Source organism: Streptomyces sp. NPDC007875, assembly GCF_042868035.1.
Lineage (GTDB): Bacteria > Actinomycetota > Actinomycetes > Streptomycetales > Streptomycetaceae > Streptomyces > Streptomyces antimycoticus.
The window spans coordinates 130,808-152,538 of sequence record NZ_JBIADZ010000016.1 but is presented as its reverse complement, the minus strand read 5'-3'; the positions used below and the strand labels follow the sequence as shown (position 1 = coordinate 152,538).

21 protein-coding genes are annotated in these 21,731 nt (G+C 72.6%); 8 read left to right on the top strand and 13 right to left on the bottom strand.

Going from position 1 to position 21,731, the window contains the following annotated elements:
• Positions 1 to 69 precede the first annotated feature (69 nt).
• Genes ACFYOY_RS29745 through ACFYOY_RS29730 form a run of 4 tightly spaced genes read left to right on the top strand, consistent with a single transcriptional unit; the run spans position 70 to position 4,902 of the window.
• A complete protein-coding gene (locus ACFYOY_RS29745; protein ID WP_351885256.1) occupies positions 70 to 1,161 on the top strand; it encodes an NAD(+)/NADH kinase in 1,092 nt (363 codons plus the stop codon).
• An 8-nt stretch (positions 1,162 to 1,169) separates the two neighbouring features.
• On the top strand, positions 1,170 to 1,796 hold the full coding sequence (locus tag ACFYOY_RS29740) for a 2Fe-2S iron-sulfur cluster-binding protein (RefSeq protein WP_351885259.1): 627 nt from the start codon (positions 1,170 to 1,172) through the stop codon (positions 1,794 to 1,796).
• Positions 1,793 to 2,791, top strand: a complete 999-nt coding sequence (locus tag ACFYOY_RS29735; protein WP_388590598.1) for an FAD binding domain-containing protein — start codon at positions 1,793 to 1,795, stop codon at positions 2,789 to 2,791. Before ACFYOY_RS29740 ends, ACFYOY_RS29735 begins: the two co-directional genes overlap by 4 nt.
• Positions 2,788 to 4,902, top strand: coding sequence for a xanthine dehydrogenase family protein molybdopterin-binding subunit (locus ACFYOY_RS29730; RefSeq protein ID WP_351885265.1), 2,115 nt, complete (start codon positions 2,788 to 2,790; stop codon positions 4,900 to 4,902). Before ACFYOY_RS29735 ends, ACFYOY_RS29730 begins: the two co-directional genes overlap by 4 nt.
• Before the next feature lie 88 nt (positions 4,903 to 4,990).
• Here ACFYOY_RS29730 and ACFYOY_RS29725 read toward each other — a convergent pair whose 3' ends face one another.
• The 9 genes from ACFYOY_RS29725 to ACFYOY_RS29685 all read right to left on the bottom strand — a co-directional run bounded on the left by ACFYOY_RS29725 (position 4,991) and on the right by ACFYOY_RS29685 (position 14,800).
• The gene (locus tag ACFYOY_RS29725) at positions 4,991 to 6,187 is read right to left on the bottom strand and encodes a S1 family peptidase (RefSeq protein ID WP_351885268.1); all 1,197 of its coding nucleotides are present in this window, start codon (positions 6,185 to 6,187) and stop codon (positions 4,991 to 4,993) included.
• 110 nt (positions 6,188 to 6,297) lie between these two features.
• Positions 6,298 to 7,428, bottom strand: a complete 1,131-nt coding sequence (locus ACFYOY_RS29720; RefSeq protein WP_351885271.1) for an LLM class flavin-dependent oxidoreductase — start codon at positions 7,426 to 7,428, stop codon at positions 6,298 to 6,300.
• 42 nt (positions 7,429 to 7,470) lie between these two features.
• The gene (locus ACFYOY_RS29715) at positions 7,471 to 8,523 is read right to left on the bottom strand and encodes an ABC transporter ATP-binding protein (RefSeq protein ID WP_388590595.1); all 1,053 of its coding nucleotides are present in this window, start codon (positions 8,521 to 8,523) and stop codon (positions 7,471 to 7,473) included.
• Positions 8,520 to 9,587: an ABC transporter ATP-binding protein gene (locus tag ACFYOY_RS29710; protein ID WP_388590593.1), complete on the bottom strand. Its 1,068-nt coding sequence runs from the start codon at positions 9,585 to 9,587 to the stop codon at positions 8,520 to 8,522. The genes ACFYOY_RS29715 and ACFYOY_RS29710 overlap by 4 nt, the downstream gene beginning before the upstream one ends.
• The gene (locus ACFYOY_RS29705; RefSeq protein WP_388590591.1) at positions 9,565 to 10,488 is read right to left on the bottom strand and encodes an ABC transporter permease; all 924 of its coding nucleotides are present in this window, start codon (positions 10,486 to 10,488) and stop codon (positions 9,565 to 9,567) included. The genes ACFYOY_RS29710 and ACFYOY_RS29705 overlap by 23 nt, the downstream gene beginning before the upstream one ends.
• A complete protein-coding gene (locus tag ACFYOY_RS29700; RefSeq protein ID WP_388590589.1) occupies positions 10,485 to 11,504 on the bottom strand; it encodes an ABC transporter permease in 1,020 nt (339 codons plus the stop codon). Before ACFYOY_RS29700 ends, ACFYOY_RS29705 begins: the two co-directional genes overlap by 4 nt.
• Positions 11,501 to 13,078, bottom strand: a complete 1,578-nt coding sequence (locus ACFYOY_RS29695) for an ABC transporter substrate-binding protein (protein WP_351885285.1) — start codon at positions 13,076 to 13,078, stop codon at positions 11,501 to 11,503. The genes ACFYOY_RS29700 and ACFYOY_RS29695 overlap by 4 nt, the downstream gene beginning before the upstream one ends.
• Before the next feature lie 379 nt (positions 13,079 to 13,457).
• Positions 13,458 to 14,393, bottom strand: coding sequence for a DsbA family protein (locus tag ACFYOY_RS29690; protein ID WP_388590587.1), 936 nt, complete (start codon positions 14,391 to 14,393; stop codon positions 13,458 to 13,460).
• Complete coding sequence (locus ACFYOY_RS29685; RefSeq protein WP_351885291.1) at positions 14,390 to 14,800, bottom strand: Rrf2 family transcriptional regulator; 411 nt, start codon at positions 14,798 to 14,800, stop codon at positions 14,390 to 14,392. Before ACFYOY_RS29685 ends, ACFYOY_RS29690 begins: the two co-directional genes overlap by 4 nt.
• Positions 14,801 to 14,896: 96 nt before the next feature.
• Here ACFYOY_RS29685 and ACFYOY_RS29680 point away from each other — a divergent pair, with 96 nt between their 5' ends.
• Positions 14,897 to 15,412, top strand: a complete 516-nt coding sequence (locus ACFYOY_RS29680) for a cupin domain-containing protein (RefSeq protein WP_388590585.1) — start codon at positions 14,897 to 14,899, stop codon at positions 15,410 to 15,412.
• A 131-nt stretch (positions 15,413 to 15,543) separates the two neighbouring features.
• Positions 15,544 to 15,789 (top strand): hypothetical protein, encoded by a 246-nt coding sequence (locus ACFYOY_RS29675; RefSeq protein ID WP_351885293.1) that lies wholly within the window; start codon positions 15,544 to 15,546, stop codon positions 15,787 to 15,789.
• Positions 15,790 to 15,817: 28 nt separating this feature from the next.
• Here the strand turns inward: ACFYOY_RS29675 and ACFYOY_RS29670 are convergent, their stop codons facing one another.
• The gene (locus ACFYOY_RS29670) at positions 15,818 to 16,414 is read right to left on the bottom strand and encodes a helix-turn-helix transcriptional regulator (RefSeq protein WP_351885296.1); all 597 of its coding nucleotides are present in this window, start codon (positions 16,412 to 16,414) and stop codon (positions 15,818 to 15,820) included.
• Between the two features lie 90 nt (positions 16,415 to 16,504).
• Between ACFYOY_RS29670 and ACFYOY_RS29665 the strand changes: the two genes are divergently transcribed.
• Positions 16,505 to 17,152 (top strand): methyltransferase domain-containing protein, encoded by a 648-nt coding sequence (locus ACFYOY_RS29665; protein ID WP_351885299.1) that lies wholly within the window; start codon positions 16,505 to 16,507, stop codon positions 17,150 to 17,152.
• 109 nt (positions 17,153 to 17,261) lie between these two features.
• On the opposite strand, the gene ACFYOY_RS29660 is transcribed toward ACFYOY_RS29665, so the two are convergent.
• The 3 genes from ACFYOY_RS29660 to ACFYOY_RS29650 all read right to left on the bottom strand — a co-directional run bounded on the left by ACFYOY_RS29660 (position 17,262) and on the right by ACFYOY_RS29650 (position 20,280).
• Positions 17,262 to 18,344, bottom strand: a complete 1,083-nt coding sequence (locus ACFYOY_RS29660; protein WP_388590582.1) for an acyltransferase family protein — start codon at positions 18,342 to 18,344, stop codon at positions 17,262 to 17,264.
• A 170-nt stretch (positions 18,345 to 18,514) separates the two neighbouring features.
• Positions 18,515 to 19,216 carry a DAK2 domain-containing protein gene (locus ACFYOY_RS29655; RefSeq protein ID WP_351885305.1) on the bottom strand — a complete coding sequence of 234 codons (702 nt, stop codon included), beginning with the start codon at positions 19,214 to 19,216 and terminating at the stop codon, positions 18,515 to 18,517.
• A gap of 65 nt (positions 19,217 to 19,281) precedes the next feature.
• Positions 19,282 to 20,280, bottom strand: coding sequence for a dihydroxyacetone kinase subunit DhaK (locus ACFYOY_RS29650; RefSeq protein WP_351885308.1), 999 nt, complete (start codon positions 20,278 to 20,280; stop codon positions 19,282 to 19,284).
• Positions 20,281 to 20,576: 296 nt separating this feature from the next.
• On the opposite strand from ACFYOY_RS29650, the gene ACFYOY_RS29645 reads away from it, so the two are divergent.
• Positions 20,577 to 21,584, top strand: coding sequence for a 1-aminocyclopropane-1-carboxylate deaminase (locus tag ACFYOY_RS29645; protein WP_388590579.1), 1,008 nt, complete (start codon positions 20,577 to 20,579; stop codon positions 21,582 to 21,584).
• The last annotated feature ends 147 nt before the right edge of the window (positions 21,585 to 21,731 follow it).

The window sequence follows — 21,731 nt, the reverse complement described above, 5'->3', positions numbered from 1 at the left end:
GCCGGTCGCCAGCGCCGCGTGCCGGCCTGGCGGGCGCCTCGGGGCCGGCCGATCTACGGTGGAAGGGCCATGGCTGTCAACCGGCTCGGCATGGTCGTCCACCAGGCCCGCCCCACCGCTGTCGCGGCGGCCCGCACCGCCCGCGCATGGGCCGCTGCCCATGGCATCTCCTGCTACGAACTGGACGTCTGGCGTGGCGACCAGCCCCGGCGCAGCGCCAAGGAGGAGGCCGCGGCCGCGGGCCACCCCGACCTGATCGTCACCTTCGGCGGCGACGGCACCTTTCTGCGCGGCGCCCGGCTCGCCGCCGTGAACGGGGCCGCGGCGCTGGGGGTGAACGTGGGGCGGGTCGGCTTCCTCACCGAGATCACCGTCGATCAGGTGGAGGACGCGCTGGACGCCGTCCACGACGGCCGTGCCACGATCGAGGAGCGGATGCTGCTCACCCTGCGGGCGTCCCGGCCGCTGGAGATGCCCGAGGGCATGGAGGCGCTGCTGCGGTACGGGCGGGGCCCCGTGCCGCCCCCGCCCAAGGTCCGCCCAGGCCGTGGGCCCGAGGAGATCGGCTGGGGCATTCCGCTGGATGTCATCGCCGTCAACGACGTGGTCTTCGAAAAGCTCGCCCGCGACCGCCAGGCGGGACTGGGGGTGTATGTGTCCGGGCAGTTGCTCGCCTCGTACTCGGCCGACGCGATCATCGTGGCCACCCCGACCGGCTCCACCGCCTACAGCTTCGCCGCCGGCGGACCGGTGATCTCCCCGCACATGGACGCGGTGGTCTTCACCCCGGTCGCCCCGCACATCGCCTTCGACCGCACCGTGGTGGCCGCGGTCGACGAGGCCGTCGCCGTGCGGGTCCTGCCGACCTCGGGGCGGGTGGCGGTCAGCCTCGACGGGCAGTTGCGCGGGGTGCTGGATCCTGGCGACTGGGTGGCCGCCTACCGGGCACCGAATCGGCTGCGGCTGGTGCGGCTCGCGCCGACGCGGTTCTACCACCGGCTGCGGGACCGCTTCCGGCTGGCCGACTCGCCCGCCGCCGACGCGGCCCCGCCGTTCTACCACCCCCGCTCCCCGGTCCCCCCGGACCTGGCGCATCTGCGGCTGGCCTTCGATCCCGTGCCTTCGGAGCCCCTGCCCCCGGATCCCGAGCACGGGGAGTGACGCCGAAGATGCGGTGCGCCCACCCCGATGCCAGGCTGAGTGATGTGACAGCTCAAGCGTTTCACAGCGATCTCACGCTGCGTGTCAACGGTGCTGACCGCCCCCTCACCCTCGACCACCGGGTGACCCTGCTGGACGCCCTGCGCGAACACCTGGCGCTGACCGGGACGAAGAAGGGGTGCGACCACGGGCAGTGCGGGGCCTGCACCGTCCTGATCGACGGGGAGCGGGTCAACAGCTGCCTGGTGTTCGCCGTGGCCGCCCAGGGTTGCGACATCACCACCATCGAGGGCGTCGCGGGGCTCGCCGCCCCGGAGGAACTCCATCCGCTGCAGCGGGCGTTCCTGGAACACGACGGCTTCCAGTGCGGCTACTGCACACCGGGCCAGATCTGTTCCGCGATCGGCGCGCTCACCGAGGCCGCGCGCGGCTGGCCCAGCCATGTCTCCGAGGACATGGCGGCCGGGGCCGGTGCCCCGGGCGACCTGGACGCCGACGAGATCCGGGAGCGGATGAGCGGCAACCTGTGCCGCTGCGGGGCGTACCCCGGCATCGTGGCCGCCATCCGCGAGGTCGCCGGGGCCGATGGCGGCGGGTCCCCGGCCCGCGCCGGCGCGGCGGGAGGGGCGCGATGAAGCCGTTCGCCTACGAGCGCGCCACCGACCCCCAGGCCGCCGCCACGCTCGTGGCCGACTCCACCGAGACGGTGTATCTGGCCGGGGGCACCAACCTGGTGGACCTGATGAAGCTCGGGGTGACCGAGCCCGCCATGCTCGTCGACATCACCCAGCTCCCGTACGACACCATCGAGCACCGCCCCGACGGCGGTGTGCTCATCGGCGCGCTGGTCGCGGGCAGCCGGCTCGCCGGGGACCCGGGCGTCCGCGAGCGCTTCCCGGCACTGGCCGAATCGCTGCTGTCCGGGGCCTCCGGGCAGCTGCGGACCGTGGCCACCACCGGCGGCAATCTGCTGCAGCGCACCCGCTGTGTGTACTTCCAGGACGTCACCAAACCCTGCAACAAGCGGCAGCCGGAAACCGGCTGCTCGGCCATCCAGGGCCTCCACCGCGACCTGGCCGTGCTCGGCACCTCCGACTTCTGCGTGGCGAGCCACCCCTCGGACATGGCGGTGGCGATGGCCGCGCTCGACGCGGTCGTCCATCTGCGGCGGGTGAACGGCAGCCCCCGTGCGGTGCCGCTGAACGAGTTCTATCTGCTGCCCGGTGACACACCGGACCGCGAGACGGTGCTGCAACCGGGTGATCTGATCACCGGTGTCGAGCTGCCACCGCCCCCCGAGGGCGCCGTCATGTCCTACCGCAAGGTCCGCGACCGCTGGTCCTACGCGTTCGCGGTGGTGTCGGTGGCCGCCGTGGCCGCCGTGGCCGCCGACGGCACACTGCGGGAGATCCGGCTGGGGCTCGGCGGCGTGGGCACCCGCCCCTGGCGGGCCCGCGAGACCGAGCGGCTGCTCCTCGGCCGGCGGCCGACCGAGGAGACCCTGCGGGAGGCGGCACGGGCCGAGTTCGCCTCGGCGCGCCCGCTGCCACAGAACGCGTTCAAGATCGACCTCGCCGTGGATGTCATCACCTCGGCCGTGCGCGACCTCGTGGGAGGGCAGCGTCGATGACCACGCTCCAGCGGACCGTGGGTGCGGAGGTGACCCGTGTCGAAGGACGCGAGAAGGTCACCGGCACCGCGCTCTACGCCTATGAGTACCCAGTGCCGGACGCCCTGTACGCGTGGGCGGTGCAGTCCACCATCCCACGCGGCAGGGTGCGCGCCGTCGACGCCGGAGCGGCCCGGACCCTGCCCGGGGTGATCGCCGTGCTCGACAGCCGCAACGCGCCCCGGCTGCACCCCACCGACGATCCCGAACTCGCCGTTCTGCAATCCGCCGACGTCGCCTACCGGGGGCAGATCGTGGCGGCCGTGGTGGCGGACACCTTCGAGACGGCCCGTCAGGCCGCGGCGGCGGTGCGGATCGAGTACGACGTGGACGACCACGACTCCGAGCTGATGGACGGCGATCCGCGCATCGTCGTCCCCGACACGGTCAACGGCGGCTATCCGGGGCAGACCGAGACCGGCGATGTGGAGGCCGCCCTCGCCGCGGCGCCGGTCGTCCTCGACGCCACGTACACCACGCCCCCGGAGCACACCAGCGCGATGGAACCGCATGCCACCATCGCGGTCTGGGACGGGGACGCGCTCACCCTCTACAACGGCGACCAGGGTCCCTGGATGACGGCCGGCAGGCTGGCCGAACTGTTCGGCCTGCCCGAGGGCGCCGTCCGGATCGTCGCCGACCACACCGGCGGAGGCTTCGGCTCCAAGGCGCTTCCCCGCCCGCCCACAGTGCTCGCCGCGCTGGCCGCGCGCGCGGTGGGCCGCCCGGTCAAGGTGGCGGCCACCCGGCAGCAAACGTTCACCATGGTTTCGTACCGGACGCCCACCCTGCAGCGCGTCCGCCTCGGCGCCGAGCGGGACGGCCGGCTCACCGCCATCTGGCACGACGCGCTCCAACAGAGCTCCACGCTCACCCCGTACTGCGAGCAGACGGTCGCCGCGACCCGCACGATGTACGCCGCGCGCCACCGCCGCACCACCCATCGCCTGGCGCAGCTGGATGTGCCGACGCCCTCGTGGATGCGGGCCCCGGGCGAGGCGCCGGGGATGTTCGCGCTGGAGAGCGCGATGGACGAACTGGCCGTGGAGCTGGGCATGGACCCCATCGAACTGAGGGTGGTCAACGAGCCGTCGGTGGATCCGGAGTCCGGTCAGCCCTTCAGCAGCCGCAATCTGGTGGCATGTCTGCGGGAGGGCGCGGCGCGCTTCGGCTGGGCGGGCCGCGATCCCGCCCCGGGGCGCCGCCGGGAGGGGCGCTGGCTGGTCGGCACCGGCGTGGCGGCGGGCAGCTACCCCGCCATCACCTGGCCCGCCACCGCGACCGCCCGTGTCGAGCCCGACGGCGCGTTCACGGTACGGATCGCCGCGGCCGACATCGGCACCGGGGCCCGCACCGCGCTGACCCAGGTGGCGGCGGACGAACTCGGTGTGGAGATCGACCGGGTCACCCTCGACATCGGCCGCAGCGCCTACGGCCAGGCGCCGTTCGCGGGTGGCTCGATGGGCATGAGCTCCTGGGGATGGGCGGTGTCCAAGGCGTGCCGGGCGCTGGCCAAGCGGCTGGAGGAGTCCGCCGGCGCGATCCCACCCGGCGGCCTGGAGGAACGGGCGGACACCGCCGAGGACGTCGCGGCGCGCCGGGAGTTCTCGCGCCACGCCTACGGCGCCGAGTTCGCGGAAGTGCGGGTGGACGCCGTCACCGGTCAGGTGCGGGTCGACCGGCTGCTGGGGATGTTCGCCGCCGGACGCATCATCAATCCCCGGACGGCGGGTGCGCAGCTGCGCGGCGCCATGTGCATGGGGCTTTCGATGGCGCTGCTCGAAGGGCTCGAAGTGGATCCGCGGTTCGGCGACTTCGCCAACCACGACCTCGCCTCGTACCACATTGCCGCCCACGCCGATGTGCGGGACATCCAGGCGCACTGGATCGACGAGCATGATGACGAGCTCAACCCGATGGGCAGCAAGGGCGTCGGGGAGCTGGGCATCGTCGGCACGGCGGCGGCTGTCACCAACGCGGTGTACCACGCCACGGGGGTGCGGCTGCGCGATCTGCCGATCACGCTGGAGCGGGTGCGGGCGGGGATGTCGGTGAGCCCCTCCCTGCGCTGAGTGGCCGACTGTCCTGCCGGTTCCCGGAGTCGCGGGGCTCCCGGGGTGTCCCGCGGTGACGGCGCGGGACCCCCCGGGTCGCGTGGGGTCAGCCGTTCTCGGCAGCCCCACCGGCGCCGTCCGCGCCGTCCCCGGCGGCTCCGCCGTCCGCCGCGCCGCCGCCTCCGGCCGCGCCGCCGTCCCCGATCTGCGCACCGACCGCCTCCAGCGCGGTCGTCACCGGCTGGAAGAAGGTCTCACCGCCGGAGGTGCAGTCACCGCTGCCGCCGGAGGTCAGGCCGATGGCGTTGCCGTCCGCGCTGAACAGCGGGCCGCCGCTGTCGCCGGGCTCCGCGCAGACATCGGTCTGGATGAGCCCGCTGACCGTGCCCTCGGGGTAGTTGACCGTCGCGTCCAGACCGGTGACCGAGCCGTCGTTGAGCCCGGTGGTGCTGCCCATGCGCTGCACCTGCTGGCCCACCGTGGCCTCGGCGGCCCCGACGATATCCACGTTCTGGTCGCCGGTGTTCACCGCGGACGGTGCCTCGGTGTTGGCGTCGTCGTAGGTGACCAGCGCGAAGTCGCCGTCACCGGGGAAGGTGGCGTCCTGCACGGTGCCGATCGGCGCGCCGTTCTGGGAGTCCGACCACTGCTCGGCGGCGACGCCGCAGTGGCCGGCGGTGAGGAACGCCGGGGCGCCGCTGTCCGTGGTGACGTTGAAGCCGAGCGAGCAGCGCGCGCCGCCGCCGAAGATGGCGTCGCCGCCCGCGACGAAGGGCTTGAACTCGCCCGTGGACTTCTTGAGGGTGGCCATGCCGTCGCCCAGCGACTTCACGGTGGACTCGAGGGTGTCCCACTTCGCCCCGGTGACGGTGGAGTCAGCCGTGACCCGCAGCTCATTGGTCTTGGGGTCCACCGACCAGGCGGTGCCCGGGATGGTGGCCTTGGTCTTGAGCGTCTTCGCCGCGGTCTGCAGCGCCTTGGTGCTGTTCTCGACGCTTCTGGCCACCGCGCCGGCGCTCTTGACCTCGACGTTCACATTGTTGTTGTCGCCGACGACATTGACGATGACCTGCTGCTTGTCCTTGTCGTAGTAGGCCCCGCCGAACGCCTCGCCCAGCTGTGACGCGAGCTGGGCCGCGATGTCCGCCGCCGAGGCGGCGTCCACCTTCTTGGGCTGGGCGGCCTCGGTCTTGTCGTCCTGTGAGGCGTTGGCGTTGGGCAGCAGTATCGCGGCCGCCGCGACGGCGGCGGCCCCGGCCCCGGCGAATACGATCTTTCGCTTGGGTACGCGTTTATGGCTCAACTCATGACCTCCTGTTGGGGGGTTACGGGATCCGCTCATCCGTGACGAGCACGACCCGGCAGTGGATACGGGCGGCGCACGAGTTGCGTTCAGAGAGATTGAGGAGATCTTTACGAGGCGGCCCCACCGGCCCGGTGGGCCAGCTCCTGGCGGACCAGCGGCAGCAGCTCACGGCCGTAGCCGACGGCGTCGTCCAGCGGGTCGTAACCGCGGATCAGCAGGGTGGTGACACCGATGTCCACATAGTCCAGCAGCGCCTTCGCGACCGTCTCCGGGGTGCCGACCAGCGCCGTGGAGTTACCGGCGGCCCCGGTGGCGGCCGCGGTCGCCGTCCACAGCGCCCGGTCGTGGAGCTCACCCCGGGCGGCGGCGGCCAGCAGCCGCTGGGAGCCGACGTTCTGCGGATCGGTGCCCCCGGTCGTGGGTGAGCCGAGCGCCTCGCGGCCCCACCGGGAGGAGGTGAAGGAGCCCGCGGGGCCATGGGCCCTGATGGTGTCGAGGATCCGGTGTGCCCGCTGCCACGCCTGCTCCTCGGTGGCGCCGAGGATGGGCCGGAAGGACACGCTGATACCGGGCGGCTCGGTCCGGCCCGCGGCCTTGGCGGCCCGGTGCACGGAGGCGATCTGCTCCGCCGTCTCCGCCAGCGGTTCACCCCAGAGCGCGAAGGTGTCCGCATGCCTGCCGCCCACGGCGTACGCGGCCTCGGAGGAGCCTCCGAAGTACAGGGGGATGCGCGGCCGTTGATGGGGGCGGACCTCGGCGTGGAAGTCCTCGAAGCGGTAGAAGCGGCCGTCGTGTCCGAACGGCTCCTCATCCGTCCACGCTCGCTTCAGGATCTCCAGATACTCATCCGTGCGGGCGTAACGGTCGTCCTTGCCCAGATAGTCGCCGTCCCGCCGCTGCTCGGCGTCGCGCCCGCCGCTGATGATGTGCACGGCCACCCGCCCGCCGGAGAACTGGTCGAGGGTGGCGAACGTACGGGCGGCCAGGGTGGGGGCCACGAAGCCGGGCCGATGGGCCACCAGCAGCCCGAGCCGCTCGGTGCGCGCGGCGACATACGCGGCCACCTGGGCGCCGTCCGGGGTGGCGGAACCATAGCCGATCAGCACCCGGTCGAAGCCCGCGTCCTCATGGGCGCGGGCGAACCGCAGGGTGTACTCGGCGTCCACGACGGGGCCATGGGCCGGGTGGATCTCGGACACCTCATGGGTGCCGATCATTCCGATGAACTCGACGGACATCGTCAGCCTTTCTCCGAGGGGCGGGAAGTGGCCGGGGGATGGTCACCGCCCGGCTTCCTTGTCTGTTTCTCCGGCGGCCGCCACCAGCTCCGGCGGCCCTTTCGCGGTGACCGGGGGAGCCGCCCCGGTCACCAGCTCACGCCACTGGGGCACCCGGTGGCAGGCGGCGGTGCGCCCCTGGCCCACCGGGGCCGGCGCGGGCGCGGTGCGGCAGGAGCCGATGACGAACGGGCAGCGGTGGCCGAAGACACAGCCCTCCCGCGCCGTCCACGCGGGGGGTTCGGCCGACGGGCGCAGCGCCGCCGCGCCCGGCCCGCCCTGGGCCCGTACGCTCGGCGCGGAGGCGATGAGCAGCGCGGTGTACGGATGCAGCGGCCGTCCGAACACCTCCCGTACGGGCCCCTGTTCCACCACCCGGCCGCGGTAGAGCACCGCCACCCGGTCGGCGATGCCCGCCAGCGAGCTGAGGTCGTGCGAGATGACGACGACGGCCATCCCGCGCTCGGTGCGCAGCCGGTCCAGCAGCCGCAGCACCCGGTTGCGGTTGGAGGCGTCCAGGGCGCTCACCGGCTCATCGGCGATCAGCAGCCGGGGCCGGGTGACGATCGCCCGCGCGAGCAGCACCCGCTGGCGCTGACCGCCGGAGATCGCGCCCGGCAGCCGATCGCCGAGGCGCGCCGGGTCCAGGCCGACCGTCTCCAGCGCCTCGTCCACCCGTGCGGCGATCTCCGTGTCGCCGAGATCCCCCGCGACGGCGAGCGGCTCGGCCACCGCCCGCCGGACCGTCAGCTCCGGGTCCAGGGCCCGCAGCGGATCCTGGAACGCGTAACTCAGCCGCCCCGAACGGCGGAAGGCCCGCAGCGCGCGCCCCCGCAGCCCGGAGATCTCGCGCCCGTCGAAGACCACCCGGCCCGAGCGCGGAGGGACCAGGCCCACGGCCGTACGGGCCAGCGTGGTCTTGCCGGAGCCGGTCTCCCCGATGACCCCGACGATCTCCCCCTCGCCCACGGACAGCTCCACCTCGTCCAGCACCGGCCGCGCGTCCTGCCGGCCGAAGGCCACGGTCAGGCCGGAGATCTCCAGCAGCCCGCTCATACCGCCACCTCCCGGGTGCCGAGCGCACCGGCCCGCGACCGTTCGATCTCCTCGCCGCGGACGCACCGCACCCGCCGCCCGTCGGCCGTCTCCCGCAGCGGCACCGGACCGCTGAGGCACTCGGGCGCGGCGAACGCGCAGCGGTCGGCGAACCGGCAGCCCGGCAGCCGCGCGCCCGTCTCGGGCGGCGCGCCGGGGATCACCTCCAGCTCCCGCCGCTCCCAGTCGCCGACCGTGGCCACGCGCAACAGCGCCTCGGTGTAAGGATGCAGGGGGTCCTTCAGCACCCGCTCGGCCGGGCCGTCCTCGACCAGCTCCCCGGCGTACGCCACCAGGATCCGGTCGCACACCTCGGCGATCACCGCCAGATCGTGGCTGACCAGCAGCAGCGCCAGATCCTGCTCGGCGCGCATCCGGGCCAGCAGCTCCAGGACCTCGGCCTGGACCACCACATCCAGCGCGGTGGTCGCCTCGTCGGCCACCAGCAGATCCGGGGCGCAGGCTACCGCGACGGCGATCAGCACACGCTGCAGCATCCCGCCGGACAGCTCGTGCGGATGGCGCCGGGCGACCTCGGCGGGGTCGTGCAACCCGACGGCGGCGAACAGCTCGACGGCCCGCTCACCGGCCCGCGCACGGTCCAGCCCCAGCTTCACCCGCAGCACCTCGGTCAGCTGACGCCCCACGGTCAGCGCGGGATTGAGATACGAGGCGGGGTCCTGGAAGACGGCGCCCACCCGGGTGCCCCGTATGCGGTCCCACTCCCGGCGCGACAGCCCGGTCAGCGCCTCACCGGACAGGGCGATCTCGCCCTCGGACACCGCGCAGCCCGGCGGCAGCAGTCCGAGCACCGACCGGCAGATGAGGGTCTTGCCGCTGCCGGACTCGCCGACCAGGCCGACGGCCTCACCGCGGCCCACGGTGAACGACACATCGCGTACGGCCGTCAGCCGTCCGGACGCGACGGTGACGCCGAGCCCCTCGACCGTCAGCGCGGCGGGCCGTTGGCCCAGGGCGCCGGGGCCGCCGGGCGTGGCGGGGTCAGGCGACGGGGAGTGCGGCATCGGCCTGCTCCTTGGTGGTGTCGGGGGTGTCGGCGGTGGCGCCCAGGGAGCCGGTGGCCGGATCCGGTGCGCCGCCGGGCAGCAACTCGTCCGCCCCGGCGTCCCGTACGGCATCGGCCAGCAGGTTGAGCGCACCGGCGGTGACGACGATCAGCGCGGCCGGGAACACCGGTGCCCAGATCTGCTGGGTGAGGAAGCCCAGGTCGGTGGCGAGCATGCCGCCCCAGGTGGCGGCGGGGGGTTGCACGCCGACCCCGAGGAAGGTCAGCGAGGAGACCACCAGCAGACAGGTGGCCAGCGCGTGAGCGGCGGTGACGATGACCGTCGGCAGGACCTTGCTCCAGATGTGGGTGCGCAGCACCCGCCCGACCGAGGCGCCGAACAGCTCGGCCGACTCCACGTACTGGGCGTGCCGCAGGCTCAGCGCGGCAGCGCGGGTCATCCGGAAGAACAGCGGGGCGTACAGCACCCCGAGCGCCAGCATGGCCTGGTGCATCCCGTTGCCGAGCGCGCCCACGACCGCGATGGCGAACACGGTGAACGGCAGCGTCATCAGCGCGTCGACGGCGCGCTGTGCGATCCACTCGCCCACGCGCCCCATCCACAGCGAGGCCAGTCCGGTCGGCACGCCCACCGCCATCGCGGCGGCCACCGCCTCCACGGCGCCCGCCACCGAGCGGCCACTGCCCTCCAGCAGCCGGCTGAGCACATCGCGGCCCAGATAGTCGGTGCCCAGAAGATGGCCGGGGCCGGGGCCGCGCAGCATGTTCCGGGGGTGCTGGGCCAGCGGGTCATGCGGCGCGAGCCGGCCGCCGAACGCCGCCAGCAGCGCGATGGCCAGCAGCACCAGCAGCGCCACCTTGGCGGACGGATGTCCCCATGCCCGTCGCAACGTCCTCATCGGGGCGTCACCTCCCGGCGCCGGGCGGCCGGATTCAGCGCGAGTAGCGCCGCGTTGACGGCCACGTTGACGACCAGGACCACCGCGATGGTCACCAGCAGCGTCCCCTGGATGACCGGGATGTCGTGCTGCTCGGCCGATTGCAGGGTGAGCTGAGCGAGACCGGGCAGCGCGAAGATCTGCTGGGTGACCACCGCACCGCCGAGCAGCATCGGCACGCTCATCCCGAGCGCCGTCAGGGCCGGTCCGGCCGCGTTGCGCAGGGCGTGGCCGAACACCACGCGCCGGGCGGGCAGTCCGCGCATCACCGCACCGGTCACATAGTTCTCCCGCAACGTACCCACCAGCGAGGTGCGCAGCTGACGGGCGATGGCGGCAGCGGCCTCCAGGCTCAGCGCGAGCGCGGGCATCACGGTGTACCGCAGCCACTGCCCGGGGTCCATGTCCAGCGGCACATAGCCACCGGACGGCAGCCATCCCAGCTTCAGCGAGAACACCGTGACCAGGGCGATGGCCACGACGAAACCGGGCAGGGTGCCGAGCAGCGCGCACAGCGCGGTGACGGTGCGGTCCAGCCGCCCGCCGGCCCGGAGCGCGGCGGCGACACCGGCGGCTCCGCCCAGCACCACGGCCATCAGCAGCGCGAGCCCGGCGATGGACAGATCCACCGGCATCGCCTGCCGGATGCTGTCGGCCACCGGGACCGTGGTGAACCACGAGCGGCCCAGGTCCCCGGTGAAGGCATGCCCCAGCCACGACACGTACTGCTCCCACAGCGGCCGGTCGAGGCCGAACTGGTGGTTCATCCGGGCGATGTCGGCGGGGGTCGCCGTCTCGCCGAGCACCGCCGCCGCCGGATTGGCCCCGGAGAGCGCGCCGAGACCGAAGGTGAGCGCGGAGGACAGCAGGAAGACGGTGCCCGCCGTGGCCAGGACACGGCCGAGCGAGCGCGGGAGACGGGCCGCCCGTACGGGCTTGCGCCGCGTGCCCGCGAGGTGCGGAGCGAGCGCGGTCATCCGGCCGTCACCCCCTCGAACCGCTGCACCACCGGGAGCGAGGGGATGGCGGAGACGGAGGACGTACGGGCGAGGGCGCGCGGCACCGTGTAGAGGAACACATTCGGCATCGTGCGCACCGCCACCGCGGTGGCCGCCCGCAGCACCTGCGGATAGCGCGGCGACTCCAGCGGGGTGCGGCGCACCGCGGCCACGGCCGCGTCCAGTTCGGGTGTCGTACGGCGGGAGGGGTTCATCAGCCCCTCCGCGCCGAAGAGCACCTGCATCGCCTGCACCGGCGACTCCCGCCCGGCGAACTGGTCGAGGTACAGCGCGCGGGAGTGCTGGACGTACACCACCTGGGACGCCCGCGCCTCTGGGATGACCTCGATCCGGGCCCGGAACCCGGCCCGGTTCAGCTGTGCCTGCAACTGCTCGGGCGCGCCCTGCGGCTGGGCTGTGGTGATGGTCACCTCGACACCCTTGTGGTATCCGGCCTCCCGCAGCAGTGCGCGCGCCCGCTCCGGGTCGTGCCGGTACACCGCGCCGAGCGCCGGGTCGAAGCCCGTATAGCCGGGCGGGAAGGGCTGGTGATCCACCTCACCATGGCCGAACTGCTCGCTGTCCAGCAGGGCTTGGCGGTCCACGGCGTACTTCAGGGCCTCGAGGACGGTGGGGTCGTCGAAGGGCCTCATGGCGGTGTTCACATCCAGGACGCGCACCACCATCGACGGGATGAGCTGCACCGTGAAACCGGCCTCGCGTGCCGCCTCGACCTGGCTGAACGGGATCTGGGCCACATTGAGCCGCCCGGACTGGAGCGCGGCGAGCGCCGTGGTCTCATCGGGCTTCGGATACGCCTCGAAGCGCTCGACGGCGATGTGTTCGGCGTTCCAGTAGCCGGGGTCGCGGCGCAGGCTCGCCATCGAGTTCTGGGTGTAGGACACCAGCCGGAACGGGCCGTGGCCGACCGGCCTGGTGGCCAGCCGCGCCTCGTCCTTCCCGAACGCGGTGGGGCTGACTACCATGCCGGTCTTCCCGGCCAGGAGTGCGGGCAACTGGTAGTCGGCCTCGGTGAGTTCGAGGACCACGGTGTGCGCCTCGGGGGCCCGTACCGTGTCGATGCTGGTCAGTTGGGAGGCGATCAGGGACTTGGGGTGGTTCTTGCCACGCTCGAGGCTCTTCTTGACAGCCACGGCGTTCACCGGGGTGCCGTCGGCGAACCGCAGGCCCCGGCGGAGGGTGAAGGTGAGGCGCCGACCGTCGTGGGAGTAGCGCCAGGAGGAGGCGAGCGCGGGCTTGGCGCCGCCCTTGGCGTCGAGTTGGGTCAGCCCGGAGTAGACGAGCGACAGCAGATGGACATCCCAGCCCTTGGAGGAGAACACCGGGTCCCAGCTGGAGGGCAGATCCCAGCCCCAGCGCAGGGTTTCGCCCCCGCCGCCCGCCCCGGTCGTCGCCACCCCGCCACAGGCGGCCAGCAGCAGCGAGCCGCCCGCCCCCAGAGCGAGCCCGAGCACGGAGCGCCGGTCCGGAGCGGGGCGCGGTGGCGGATCGGGCGGACGGCGGACGGGAAGGGGCGGGGCGGCGGAAGTCATGACGGGACGTCGCCTTTCGTGGTGTCAACTGCCCCCGGACGGCCGTGAGCACATGACCGCACACGTCCGCACACGACAGCGAGGGCACGCGGACGGGCGACGGTCATGAGGGCCGGAGGCGGTGGGGCCCGGGGAGGAAAGCGAGCGGAACGAGCGGAACGAGGCGCTCGGGACGTGGCGGATCGCGTCAGCGGATCGCGTCAGCGAAAGAGGGCGATCAGCGACAGATGGCGCTGGCGGTGCGCCGGAAGTCCACGTATCGGCACACCACACCGGGGTGCGTCGTCAGCATGTGCCCATGGTGCGGGGCGAAGGTCGGCGAAGTCAATGGACACCTTTAGGTGTCTCATGAGGTAAGACGGCTACGACCTGGTGCTTTTCAGCTCTGACGGGCGGCAAGCGCCGGATGGGTGGCGGCCTCGTCCGGGTGCAGCCACAGCGGCCCGCCCGCCGTCTCCACCCGCACGGCCGCGGGCGGGGGAGTGGCCCGGCCCGTCCGCAGTGACAGGTCGGGGCCGGTCAGGCTGCGGTGCTCCGCCAGGGCCTCCTCGGGGCCGATGAGGGCCGCCTGCCAGAGATGACCGGGAGCCACCGTGCGCAGCGCCGCCGTGTACTCGGCCACGCTCCGCCACCCCGGCGCGGCCACGCGCCCGCCGGGGCCGGAGAACACCAGCGTGGGCAGCGCGTAGCGCATCCCGTCGTCGGTTTCCTTGACGCCCGTGCCATGCGGCCCCGGGGCGCGGAAGGCATACGCCTCCGGGATCGGGTCGCGGGTCTCGGCGTGGTCCTGCCGGACGGCCGCCACCACCGACGGATCGCCCATCTCCGCGCCCAGCCGCCCCACATCGACACCGTCGAGTCCCGCCAGGGCGTCGAGCACCCGCTCCGGCGTATCGGCCGGCGTGCCCAGTACGAACGTGGTCTCGCGCAGCCGCCGCAGCACCCGCTCCGCGGCGAACGCGCCCTGCCGCTCGGCCGCCTTCGCGGCGAGCGAGGCCGGCCGGGTGGTGGCCGCCACCCATCGCAGCCGATGAGCGTAGGGCGCCCGCGTATGGCGGGCGATATCGGCGATATAGCGGCTGTACCAGGCGGTCTCGGCCGCGGGATCCGGTGCCGGATCCTCGCCGTCGTCGAAGAGGATGCCGAACACCCGCCGCCAGCGGGCCCGCCCCGCGGTGAGGGCCCGCAGGTGGCGGAACGCGGGCTCGGAACCCCACGCCCACGGGCAGGCCGGATCGGTGTACTCCACGATCTCGACGGCCCCGTCGCCGTCCGCCCCGGTGCTCCGGGGCCGGTCCGGGCTCGCGGGTGTCATGCCGCCAGCCGCTCGCGGACCAGATCGCTCAGGGCGGTGGCGGTCAGCACCTGGCGCACATGGTCCTCCACCCCGCGCCACACCCCGGGCAGTCCGGCCGCCGGGCCGTGGTAGCCGAGGTCGTCCAGCCGCTCACCGCGCAGCGTCAGGAACGCCCCGTCCACGGCGAGCACGATGTCCGCGAGGGTCATCTCGGCGGGGTCGCGAGCCAGCCAGTAGCCACCCTCGCAGCCGCGCTGACTGCGCACCAGGCCGGCCTGGCGCAGATCACGGAAGACCGCCTTGAGAAACCGGAAGGGGATGTCCTGGGAGGTGGCTATCGCCTCACAGGTGAGTGGCCTGCCCGCGTCCGCGGCCAGCTCCGCCAGCGCCCGGACCGCGTAGTCCGCCTTCGCCGAGATCTGCATACGCCCATTATGCAGCGTGGATTTCACGGTGTTGTGCCTGGTGGGAGAAAGGACACCTGTTGACATCCATTACCCGGGCTTTCTACGGTCGGTGTCATGACGACGCCCGGCGGCGACCCCGCGCAGCACCATGACGCGTTCCATCCGCATCTGAAGGATCTGAAGGCCACCGCCCCCGACAGTCCCTTGCGGATGCGTCTGCACCACATCCGCACCGAGGACGTCGACCCCGGCACCGCCCAGACCGAGGGGATGCGGCGGTTCGCCGCGATCAGCGGCCAGTCGGTGGGATCCGAGCGGCTCTGGATGGGCCAGACCCATGTGGCGCCGGACACCGCCTCCGCCAACCACCACCACGGCGAGTCCGAGACGGCCATCTTCGTGGTGCGGGGCCACCCCGAGTTCGTCTTCGCCGAGGAGCGGGACGGACATGTCGAGGAGGTCCGGCTGCGCACCCGCCCGGGTGACTACATCTTCGTTCCGCCGTTTGTGCCGCACCGGGAGGAGAACCCGGACCCCGACGACGAGGCGGTGGTGGTCATCGCCCGCAGCACCCAGGAGGCCATTGTGGTCAACCTGCCGGAGCTGTATGTACTGGAGCCGGGAGAGTAGCCGACCGTGCGGACACGTGGCGTACAGGTGGGCGCATTCGACCGGCGCTGACCATGCATTCCGCCGACGCTCGCGGGTATTCGCCTCTGCTGTGCCCCCTCCATCGACGAATCGACGAAAGGAGCGGCATCGTGAGCGACGACCGGCGACCGGAGGAAGAAGAGGAACGCGAGGACCGGGGCCAGATCCCCAGGGACCTCCCCGACCAGCAGGCGCAGGACGGCCCCGACCACCTGGACGTGGCGGGGGCCGGCCAGGAGCCGGATCTCGGGGACGACGTTCCCGAGACGGACGAGTCCGGCACGGGACGGCTGGGGAAACCGCAGACCGGAAGCGTGCACCCCGAGCGGCCCGTCCCGGACGAGCCCTCGGGATGAACCGCCCCCGGAGTGAGACGGGGGCGGGTCAGGTACCGGCAGGGCGGGCGCGGACATGGATGCGCTCGCCCTGCGCCCCGAACAGGGAGAGGAACTCCACCGGCTGGTCCCCGGCGTTGGCGAAGCCATGGGGCGTACGGGTGTCGAATTCGGCGGCCTCACCGGCCGTGAGCACCAGGTCGTGCTCGCCCAGCGCCAGCCGTAGTCGCCCCGAGAGCACATAGAGCCACTCATAGCCCTCGTGCACCCGCTGCTCCAGCGGTTCGTCGCGCCCGCCCGGCGGCCGGGGCGGCATGATCTGCTTGTAGGCGTGCAGCCCGCCCAGATAGCGGGTCAGCGGAACAAACGTCTGGCCGTGCCGGGTGAACGGCCGCGGATGGACCCGGGGATCCCCGGTGGCCGGCGCCCCCACCAGCTCGTCCAATTGCACTCCGTATGCCTTGGCCAGCGGCAGCAGCAGCTCCAGGGTCGGCTTGCGCTGCCCCGACTCCAGTCGCGACAGGGTGCTCAGCGAGATCCCGGTCGTCTCGCTGAGCTGGGACAGTGTGGTGCCACGGGTGCGCCGCAACGCCCGCAGCCGGGGTCCTACGGCGGTCAGTACCTCGCTGAGGTCTTCGTCAGCCATACCGTTCATTTGCTACCCCGGCAAAGAAGTTTGTCAAGTGGTCGCGGCCGTGTGCACTCTCTTGTCCGGAACGAAGGGAGCGCATCTGACATGACCACCGACCCGCACACCATCTCGCCCGACACCTCGCCCGAGGAGTTCTGGGACACCTTCTACAGCGCCGAGGACCGCGTCTGGAGCGGCAGGCCCAACGCCGCTCTGGTGCGCGAGAGCACCGGGCTGGCCCCTGGCAGCGCGCTGGACCTCGGCTGCGGTGAGGGCGGCGACGCGATCTGGCTCGCCCGGCAGGGCTGGCGGGTCACCGCCGTCGACGTCTCACAGGTCGCCCTGGACCGCGCCGCCGGACACGCGGTGTCGGAAGGTGTCGGCGACGACATCGAGTGGCAGCGGCACGACCTGTCCGTGTCCTTCCCGGCCGGCACCTTCGACCTCGTCTCCGCGCACTTCTTCCACTCCCGGCTGGAACTGCCCCGGGACCAGATCCTGCGTACCGCGGCGGCGGCCGTCGCACCGGGCGGAGTGCTGCTGATCACTGGACATGCCGCGTTCCCGTCCTGGGCGCCGGACCCCGGTCCGGAGTTCCACTTCCCCACGCCCGAGGAGGTGCTCGCCGGGCTCGACCTCGCGGACGGGGAGTGGGACGTCCTCGTCAGCGAGGTCCATGTGGAGAACATGACCGCTCCCGACGGGCAGCCGGCCACCCGCACCGACAACACCCTCAAGGTCCGCCGCCGCTGACCGCGGCCCCGCGGCCCACTCAGGAACCGATCCGCCCTCAGGAACCGATCCGCCCTCAGGAACCGATCCGCCCTCAGGAACCGATCCGCCCTCAGGAACCGGTCCGACCTCAGGAACCGGTGCGCCGGAACGCCCAGTCCATGCGTGGCTCCAGCAGCGAGCGCAGGACCCGTCGCACCGGTCCCGTGCACAGCACGGTGATCATGAGCACCGCGGCCGCGGTGACGGCGAGCTCCCCGAGCGGGGTGTGCAGCCACGGATGGTCGTACCAGTCCCAGAAACGGGACGACTTGATGATGAAGCCGTGCAGCAGATAGCCGTACAGCGTCCCCGAACCGAGCGCGGTGAACCAGGTCCGGCGCCCCGGCACCCAGGCCAGGAAGCAGGCCGTCAGCACCAGCGCCAGGCCGAAGAGGGCGGGCGTGGTGAGCAGCCCGGCCCAGGACGGTACGCCGTCCAGTGCCGCCACGCTCTTGCGGTGGTAGAACCACTCCGCGTCCAGCCAGGGCGCCACCGCGTACGCCGTGCACAGGGCGAAGGCCGCCACCGGAAGGGCGATCAGCCGGGCCCGCCGGGTCCGCAGCCGGGTGAAGTGGTCCGGTCGCAGGGTGAGTCCGACCACGAAGAACGGGAGGAACGCCAGCACCCGCTGCAGGCCGAGATCCCCTCCGGCCTCGGGCGAAAGGGAAGCCAGCGCGGCCACCGCCAGCGCGACCGGCACCGGATGGCGCAGCGCGAGCCACAGCGGGGTGGTGATCCGCCAGATGAACAGCGCGGCCAGGAACCACATCACATACCAGGGGTCGAGCAGGCTGATCGGATAGCCCGGATCGTCCTGTGCCCAGCGATAGAAGAGCGTGTACGCGACCTCGAAGACCACATACGGCACGACGACACCCGTGAGCAGCCGTTTCACCCGGCCCGGCGCCATGTCGAAACTCCGCGAGAAGTAGCCCGATATGAGGGCGAACGCGGGCATGTGGAACGCGTACACCAGCAGGTAGATCGCGGTGGCCGCCCGGCTGCCGTAGGTGAGCGGCTCCCATGCATGGCCACATGCCACCAGCACGATGGTGAGGTACTTCGCGTTGTCGAAATACGGGTCGCGCGTCCGGCCGCCCGACGCGCCGCCCTCGCGCGGTCGTGGGACGGCCGGGGGTGTGGTCACACGGGTGGAGGTCTCCTGCTGCACAGCTTCTCCCGGACCCCTTCGATCGAGCCGACAGTCGAATCCTGGTCGCCTGCCCCGCTCTGCCCGTCCCATGCGGGCTCAGGACTCGGATCCCAGTACGTGCGGCCCGGCCGCGGCGTTCACCGGCGGGCGGCACGTCCGGGGTCCGCTCATGAACTCGGCCTTCCTCCTCAGGACACGGGGAGCCGGCTCAGCGACGTCAGCTCGGCGTGTGCGGACGCGAACAGCAGGGCGACGGCCAGGGCGCCCGGGTCCGGGACGCCGCGGGCGTGGTCGCCGGTATAGCTGGCACGCCCGCGCCGGGCACGTAGATCGGTCGTGGAGCGGGCGCCCCGATGGGCCGCCACCGCGGCCATATGGAGCGCGTACGCGGGGTCGGCGGTGGGTTCACAGGAGGCGAGGGCCCGCGCGGCGGGGACGAGGGCGTCCACCATCGTCTTGTCGCCCACCTCGGCCTCGCCGACCCGCTGGATCGCGGCCGCGCCCGCGGCGGTGCCCAGGGCCAGCGCGGCGGTCCCGGGCGGGGCGGCGGCCATCCCCAGCGCGTCGGCGAGTTCCTGGAAGAGCAGCCCGAACAGGGGACCGCTGGTGCCGCCGACATCGTCGAGGAAGACCCGCGCGGCGGCGTCGAGCGGCGCGTCCGGGCCCCTCCGGTCCCTCTCGCCGTTCCCCGCGCCCGCCGCCAGGGCGTCCAGCGCACGGCGGACACCGTCCATCCCGGTGACCAGATTGGCGCCGAAGTCCCCGTCGCCCGCCTTCTGGTCGAGCGCGGTGAGCTCGGGTTCCACGGAGCGTACGGTGGCGGCGAACCGCGTCAGCCAGTCCATGACGGCAGCGTGCGTGAGGCCCTTCGGGCCGGGCTGATCGGACATGAGCGGGGCAACTCCTCGGTGCGGTGGCGGGGGCGATGGGGCCGGACGGGGCCAAAGAGGCGGGGTCACAGGGGCCAGGCGGGGGTGCGGGCAGGGGCGTCCCACAGCCGCAGCGCCTCCGCGTCGGTGGCGAACAGGGTCAGCGAGAAGCCCCGCATGTCCAGGGCGCTCACGAAGGTGCCGGTCAGGGACCTGTCGAGGCCGACACCGCGGTCGTCGAGGGCCTTGGCCACGGCGTGGCGGATGCCGTACAGCTCCAGCGAGGTGATCGATCCCAGCCCGTTGACCAGGGCGAGGACCCGTGTCCCGGCGGTGTCGGGCAGCGCGGCCAGCAGCTGGTCCGTCATGGTCTCGACCAGCTTGCCGAGCGGTGCGTGCGGAGTGGTCCCCTCGGCCCGCTCGCCGTGGATGCCGACCCCGAACTCCAGGATGTTGTCGGGCAGGGCGAAGGCCGGTGCCCCGGAGGCGGGCGTGTTGTGGGCGGCCGAGGCGACGGCGAGGCTGCGGGCCCGCCGGGTCACATCGGTGCCGAGGGCGACCAGGTCCTCCAGGTCGCGCCCCTCGTCGGCGGCGGCGCCGAGGATCTTCTCGATGATCAGGGTGGCGCCGGTGCCGCGCCGGCCGACCGCGATGTCATCGGAGTCGCTGGCGATGTCGTCGTCGATGAGGACCCGTGCGCAGCGGATGCCCTCGTGGGCGAGGCGCTCGGCGGCGATGCTGAAGTTGATGCGGTCACCGGTGTAGTTCTTGACGATGTGCAGCACACCATCGGGCCGGGCGACGGCCCGGCTGGCCTCGAAGATCTGCCGGTTGTGGGGCGAGGCGAAGATCCGCCCGGGGCAGGAGGCGTCCAGCATCCCCGTACCGAGGAAGCCGGAGTGCAGGGGTTCATGGCCGGAACCGCCTCCTGAGACCAGCCCGACGCGGCGGGTGGGTGCGCAGTGGCGGGTGCGGAAGTATCCGTGGTCGGGGTGGTAGGCGACGAGATCGGCATGGGCGGCGGCGAAGCCCGCGAGCGCGTCGGGAACGAGAGACTCGGGCGAGTCGCGGAAGTACTGGGGCATGAACTCGGCTCCCTGGGCGAGTGGGGCGGACGGGGTGGACTCGGCGGTCGAGCGTCGTCTCGGCGGCAGCGGTATCAGGGCTCAGGGACAGATCGTCTCCGCGACCCGGCGGAAGGGTGCTCAGGCTGGACAGCAGCGGGACCCCAACGGCCTACAGGCATAGGCCGGTCGTGTGCCCAAGGGGAGGCATTGGGGAGGTTCCGGCTCGTGTGCCGGCGGGGAGCGGCGGGGTAGGGATCGGCGGACATCCGGCACCACCCATGCGGGCATCCGGCACCACCCATGAGGAGTCACCCATGTCCCTCGATGACTTCGAGCGCCACCCCCTGCTGTTCGGTCCCAGCCCCATCCACCCCCTGGACCGGCTGAGCGAGCGTCTCGGCGGGGCGCGCATCTGGGCCAAGCGCGAGGACTGCAACAGCGGGCTGGCCTTCGGCGGCAACAAGACCCGCAAGCTGGAATACCTCGTCCCCGACGCGCTCCAAAAGGGCGCGGACACCCTGGTGAGCATCGGCGGTGTGCAGTCCAACCACACCCGCCAGGTCGCCGCGGTGGCGGCGAAGCTGGGGCTGAAGGCCGTCCTGGTGCAGGAGAGCTGGGTGGACTGGCCCGACTCCGTCAACGACAAGGTGGGCAACATCCTGCTCTCACGGATCATGGGCGCGCGGGTGCAACTGGTCGACGCCGGGTTCGGCATCGGCTTCAAGGACAGCTGGGCCCGCGCCCTGGAGGACGTCCGCGCCGCGGGCGGCACGCCGTATCCGATCCCCGCCGGGGCCTCCGACCATCCGCTGGGTGGCCTGGGCTTCGCCAACTGGGCGCGCGAGGTCCAGGCGCAGGAGCGGGAACTGGGCGTCTTCTTCGACACCATCGTGGTGTGCAGCGTCACCGGCTCCACCCAGGCGGGCATGATCGCGGGCTTCGCGGGCCAGGACCGCCCCCGCCGGGTCCTGGGCATCGACGCCTCCGCCAAGGTGGCCGAGACCCATGCCCAGGTGGCGAAGATCGCACGCGAGACCGCCGCTCTGATCGGCCTCGGCCGGGAGCTGCGCGATGAGGAGATCACCGTGCTGAAGGGCTGGGCCGGGGACCTCTACGGTGTCCCGATCGACTCCACCCTCGACGCGATCCGGCTCACCGGAAGCCTCGAAGGGGTGATCCTCGACCCGGTCTACGAGGGCAAGTCCATGGCCGGGCTCATCGACCTGGTCCGCGACGGCGACATACCCAAGGACTCCAACGTGCTCTACGCCCACCTCGGCGGCCAGCCCGCGCTCAACGCCTACAGCGGCGCCTTCCGCTGACGCTGCGCCCTGCGCCTCTGGTCCGTCCCCTGTCCCTCCCCCTGGTCCGAAAGGAGGCATGGAAGGAGGAACGCGAGGCGATGGTCGGGCCCCCACCGGGGTACCCGACACGCGGCCCGGGCCACGCGGCCCCGTGGCCTCCCCACC

Bases quoted from the DNA above. Each gene is read 5' to 3' on its own strand.
- ACFYOY_RS29745 (WP_351885256.1), top strand. From the start codon at position 70: ATGGCTGTCAACCGGCTCGGCATGGTCGTCCACCAGGCCCGCCCCACC.
- ACFYOY_RS29730 (WP_351885265.1), top strand. From the start codon at position 2,788: ATGACCACGCTCCAGCGGACCGTGGGTGCGGAGGTGACCCGTGTCGAA.
- ACFYOY_RS29715 (WP_388590595.1), bottom strand. From the start codon at position 8,523: ATGAGCGGGCTGCTGGAGATCTCCGGCCTGACCGTGGCCTTCGGCCGG.
- ACFYOY_RS29680 (WP_388590585.1), top strand. From the start codon at position 14,897: ATGACGACGCCCGGCGGCGACCCCGCGCAGCACCATGACGCGTTCCAT.
- ACFYOY_RS29700 (WP_388590589.1), bottom strand. From the start codon at position 11,504: ATGACCGCGCTCGCTCCGCACCTCGCGGGCACGCGGCGCAAGCCCGTA.
- ACFYOY_RS29740 (WP_351885259.1), top strand. From the start codon at position 1,170: ATGCGGTGCGCCCACCCCGATGCCAGGCTGAGTGATGTGACAGCTCAA.
- ACFYOY_RS29685 (WP_351885291.1), bottom strand. From the start codon at position 14,800: ATGCAGATCTCGGCGAAGGCGGACTACGCGGTCCGGGCGCTGGCGGAG.
- ACFYOY_RS29645 (WP_388590579.1), top strand. From the start codon at position 20,577: ATGTCCCTCGATGACTTCGAGCGCCACCCCCTGCTGTTCGGTCCCAGC.
- ACFYOY_RS29690 (WP_388590587.1), bottom strand. From the start codon at position 14,393: ATGACACCCGCGAGCCCGGACCGGCCCCGGAGCACCGGGGCGGACGGC.
- ACFYOY_RS29705 (WP_388590591.1), bottom strand. From the start codon at position 10,488: ATGAGGACGTTGCGACGGGCATGGGGACATCCGTCCGCCAAGGTGGCG.
- ACFYOY_RS29650 (WP_351885308.1), bottom strand. From the start codon at position 20,280: ATGCCCCAGTACTTCCGCGACTCGCCCGAGTCTCTCGTTCCCGACGCG.
- ACFYOY_RS29695 (WP_351885285.1), bottom strand. From the start codon at position 13,078: ATGACTTCCGCCGCCCCGCCCCTTCCCGTCCGCCGTCCGCCCGATCCG.
- ACFYOY_RS29710 (WP_388590593.1), bottom strand. From the start codon at position 9,587: ATGCCGCACTCCCCGTCGCCTGACCCCGCCACGCCCGGCGGCCCCGGC.
- ACFYOY_RS29720 (WP_351885271.1), bottom strand. From the start codon at position 7,428: ATGTCCGTCGAGTTCATCGGAATGATCGGCACCCATGAGGTGTCCGAG.
- ACFYOY_RS29655 (WP_351885305.1), bottom strand. From the start codon at position 19,216: ATGTCCGATCAGCCCGGCCCGAAGGGCCTCACGCACGCTGCCGTCATG.
- ACFYOY_RS29665 (WP_351885299.1), top strand. From the start codon at position 16,505: ATGACCACCGACCCGCACACCATCTCGCCCGACACCTCGCCCGAGGAG.
- ACFYOY_RS29670 (WP_351885296.1), bottom strand. From the start codon at position 16,414: ATGGCTGACGAAGACCTCAGCGAGGTACTGACCGCCGTAGGACCCCGG.
- ACFYOY_RS29735 (WP_388590598.1), top strand. From the start codon at position 1,793: ATGAAGCCGTTCGCCTACGAGCGCGCCACCGACCCCCAGGCCGCCGCC.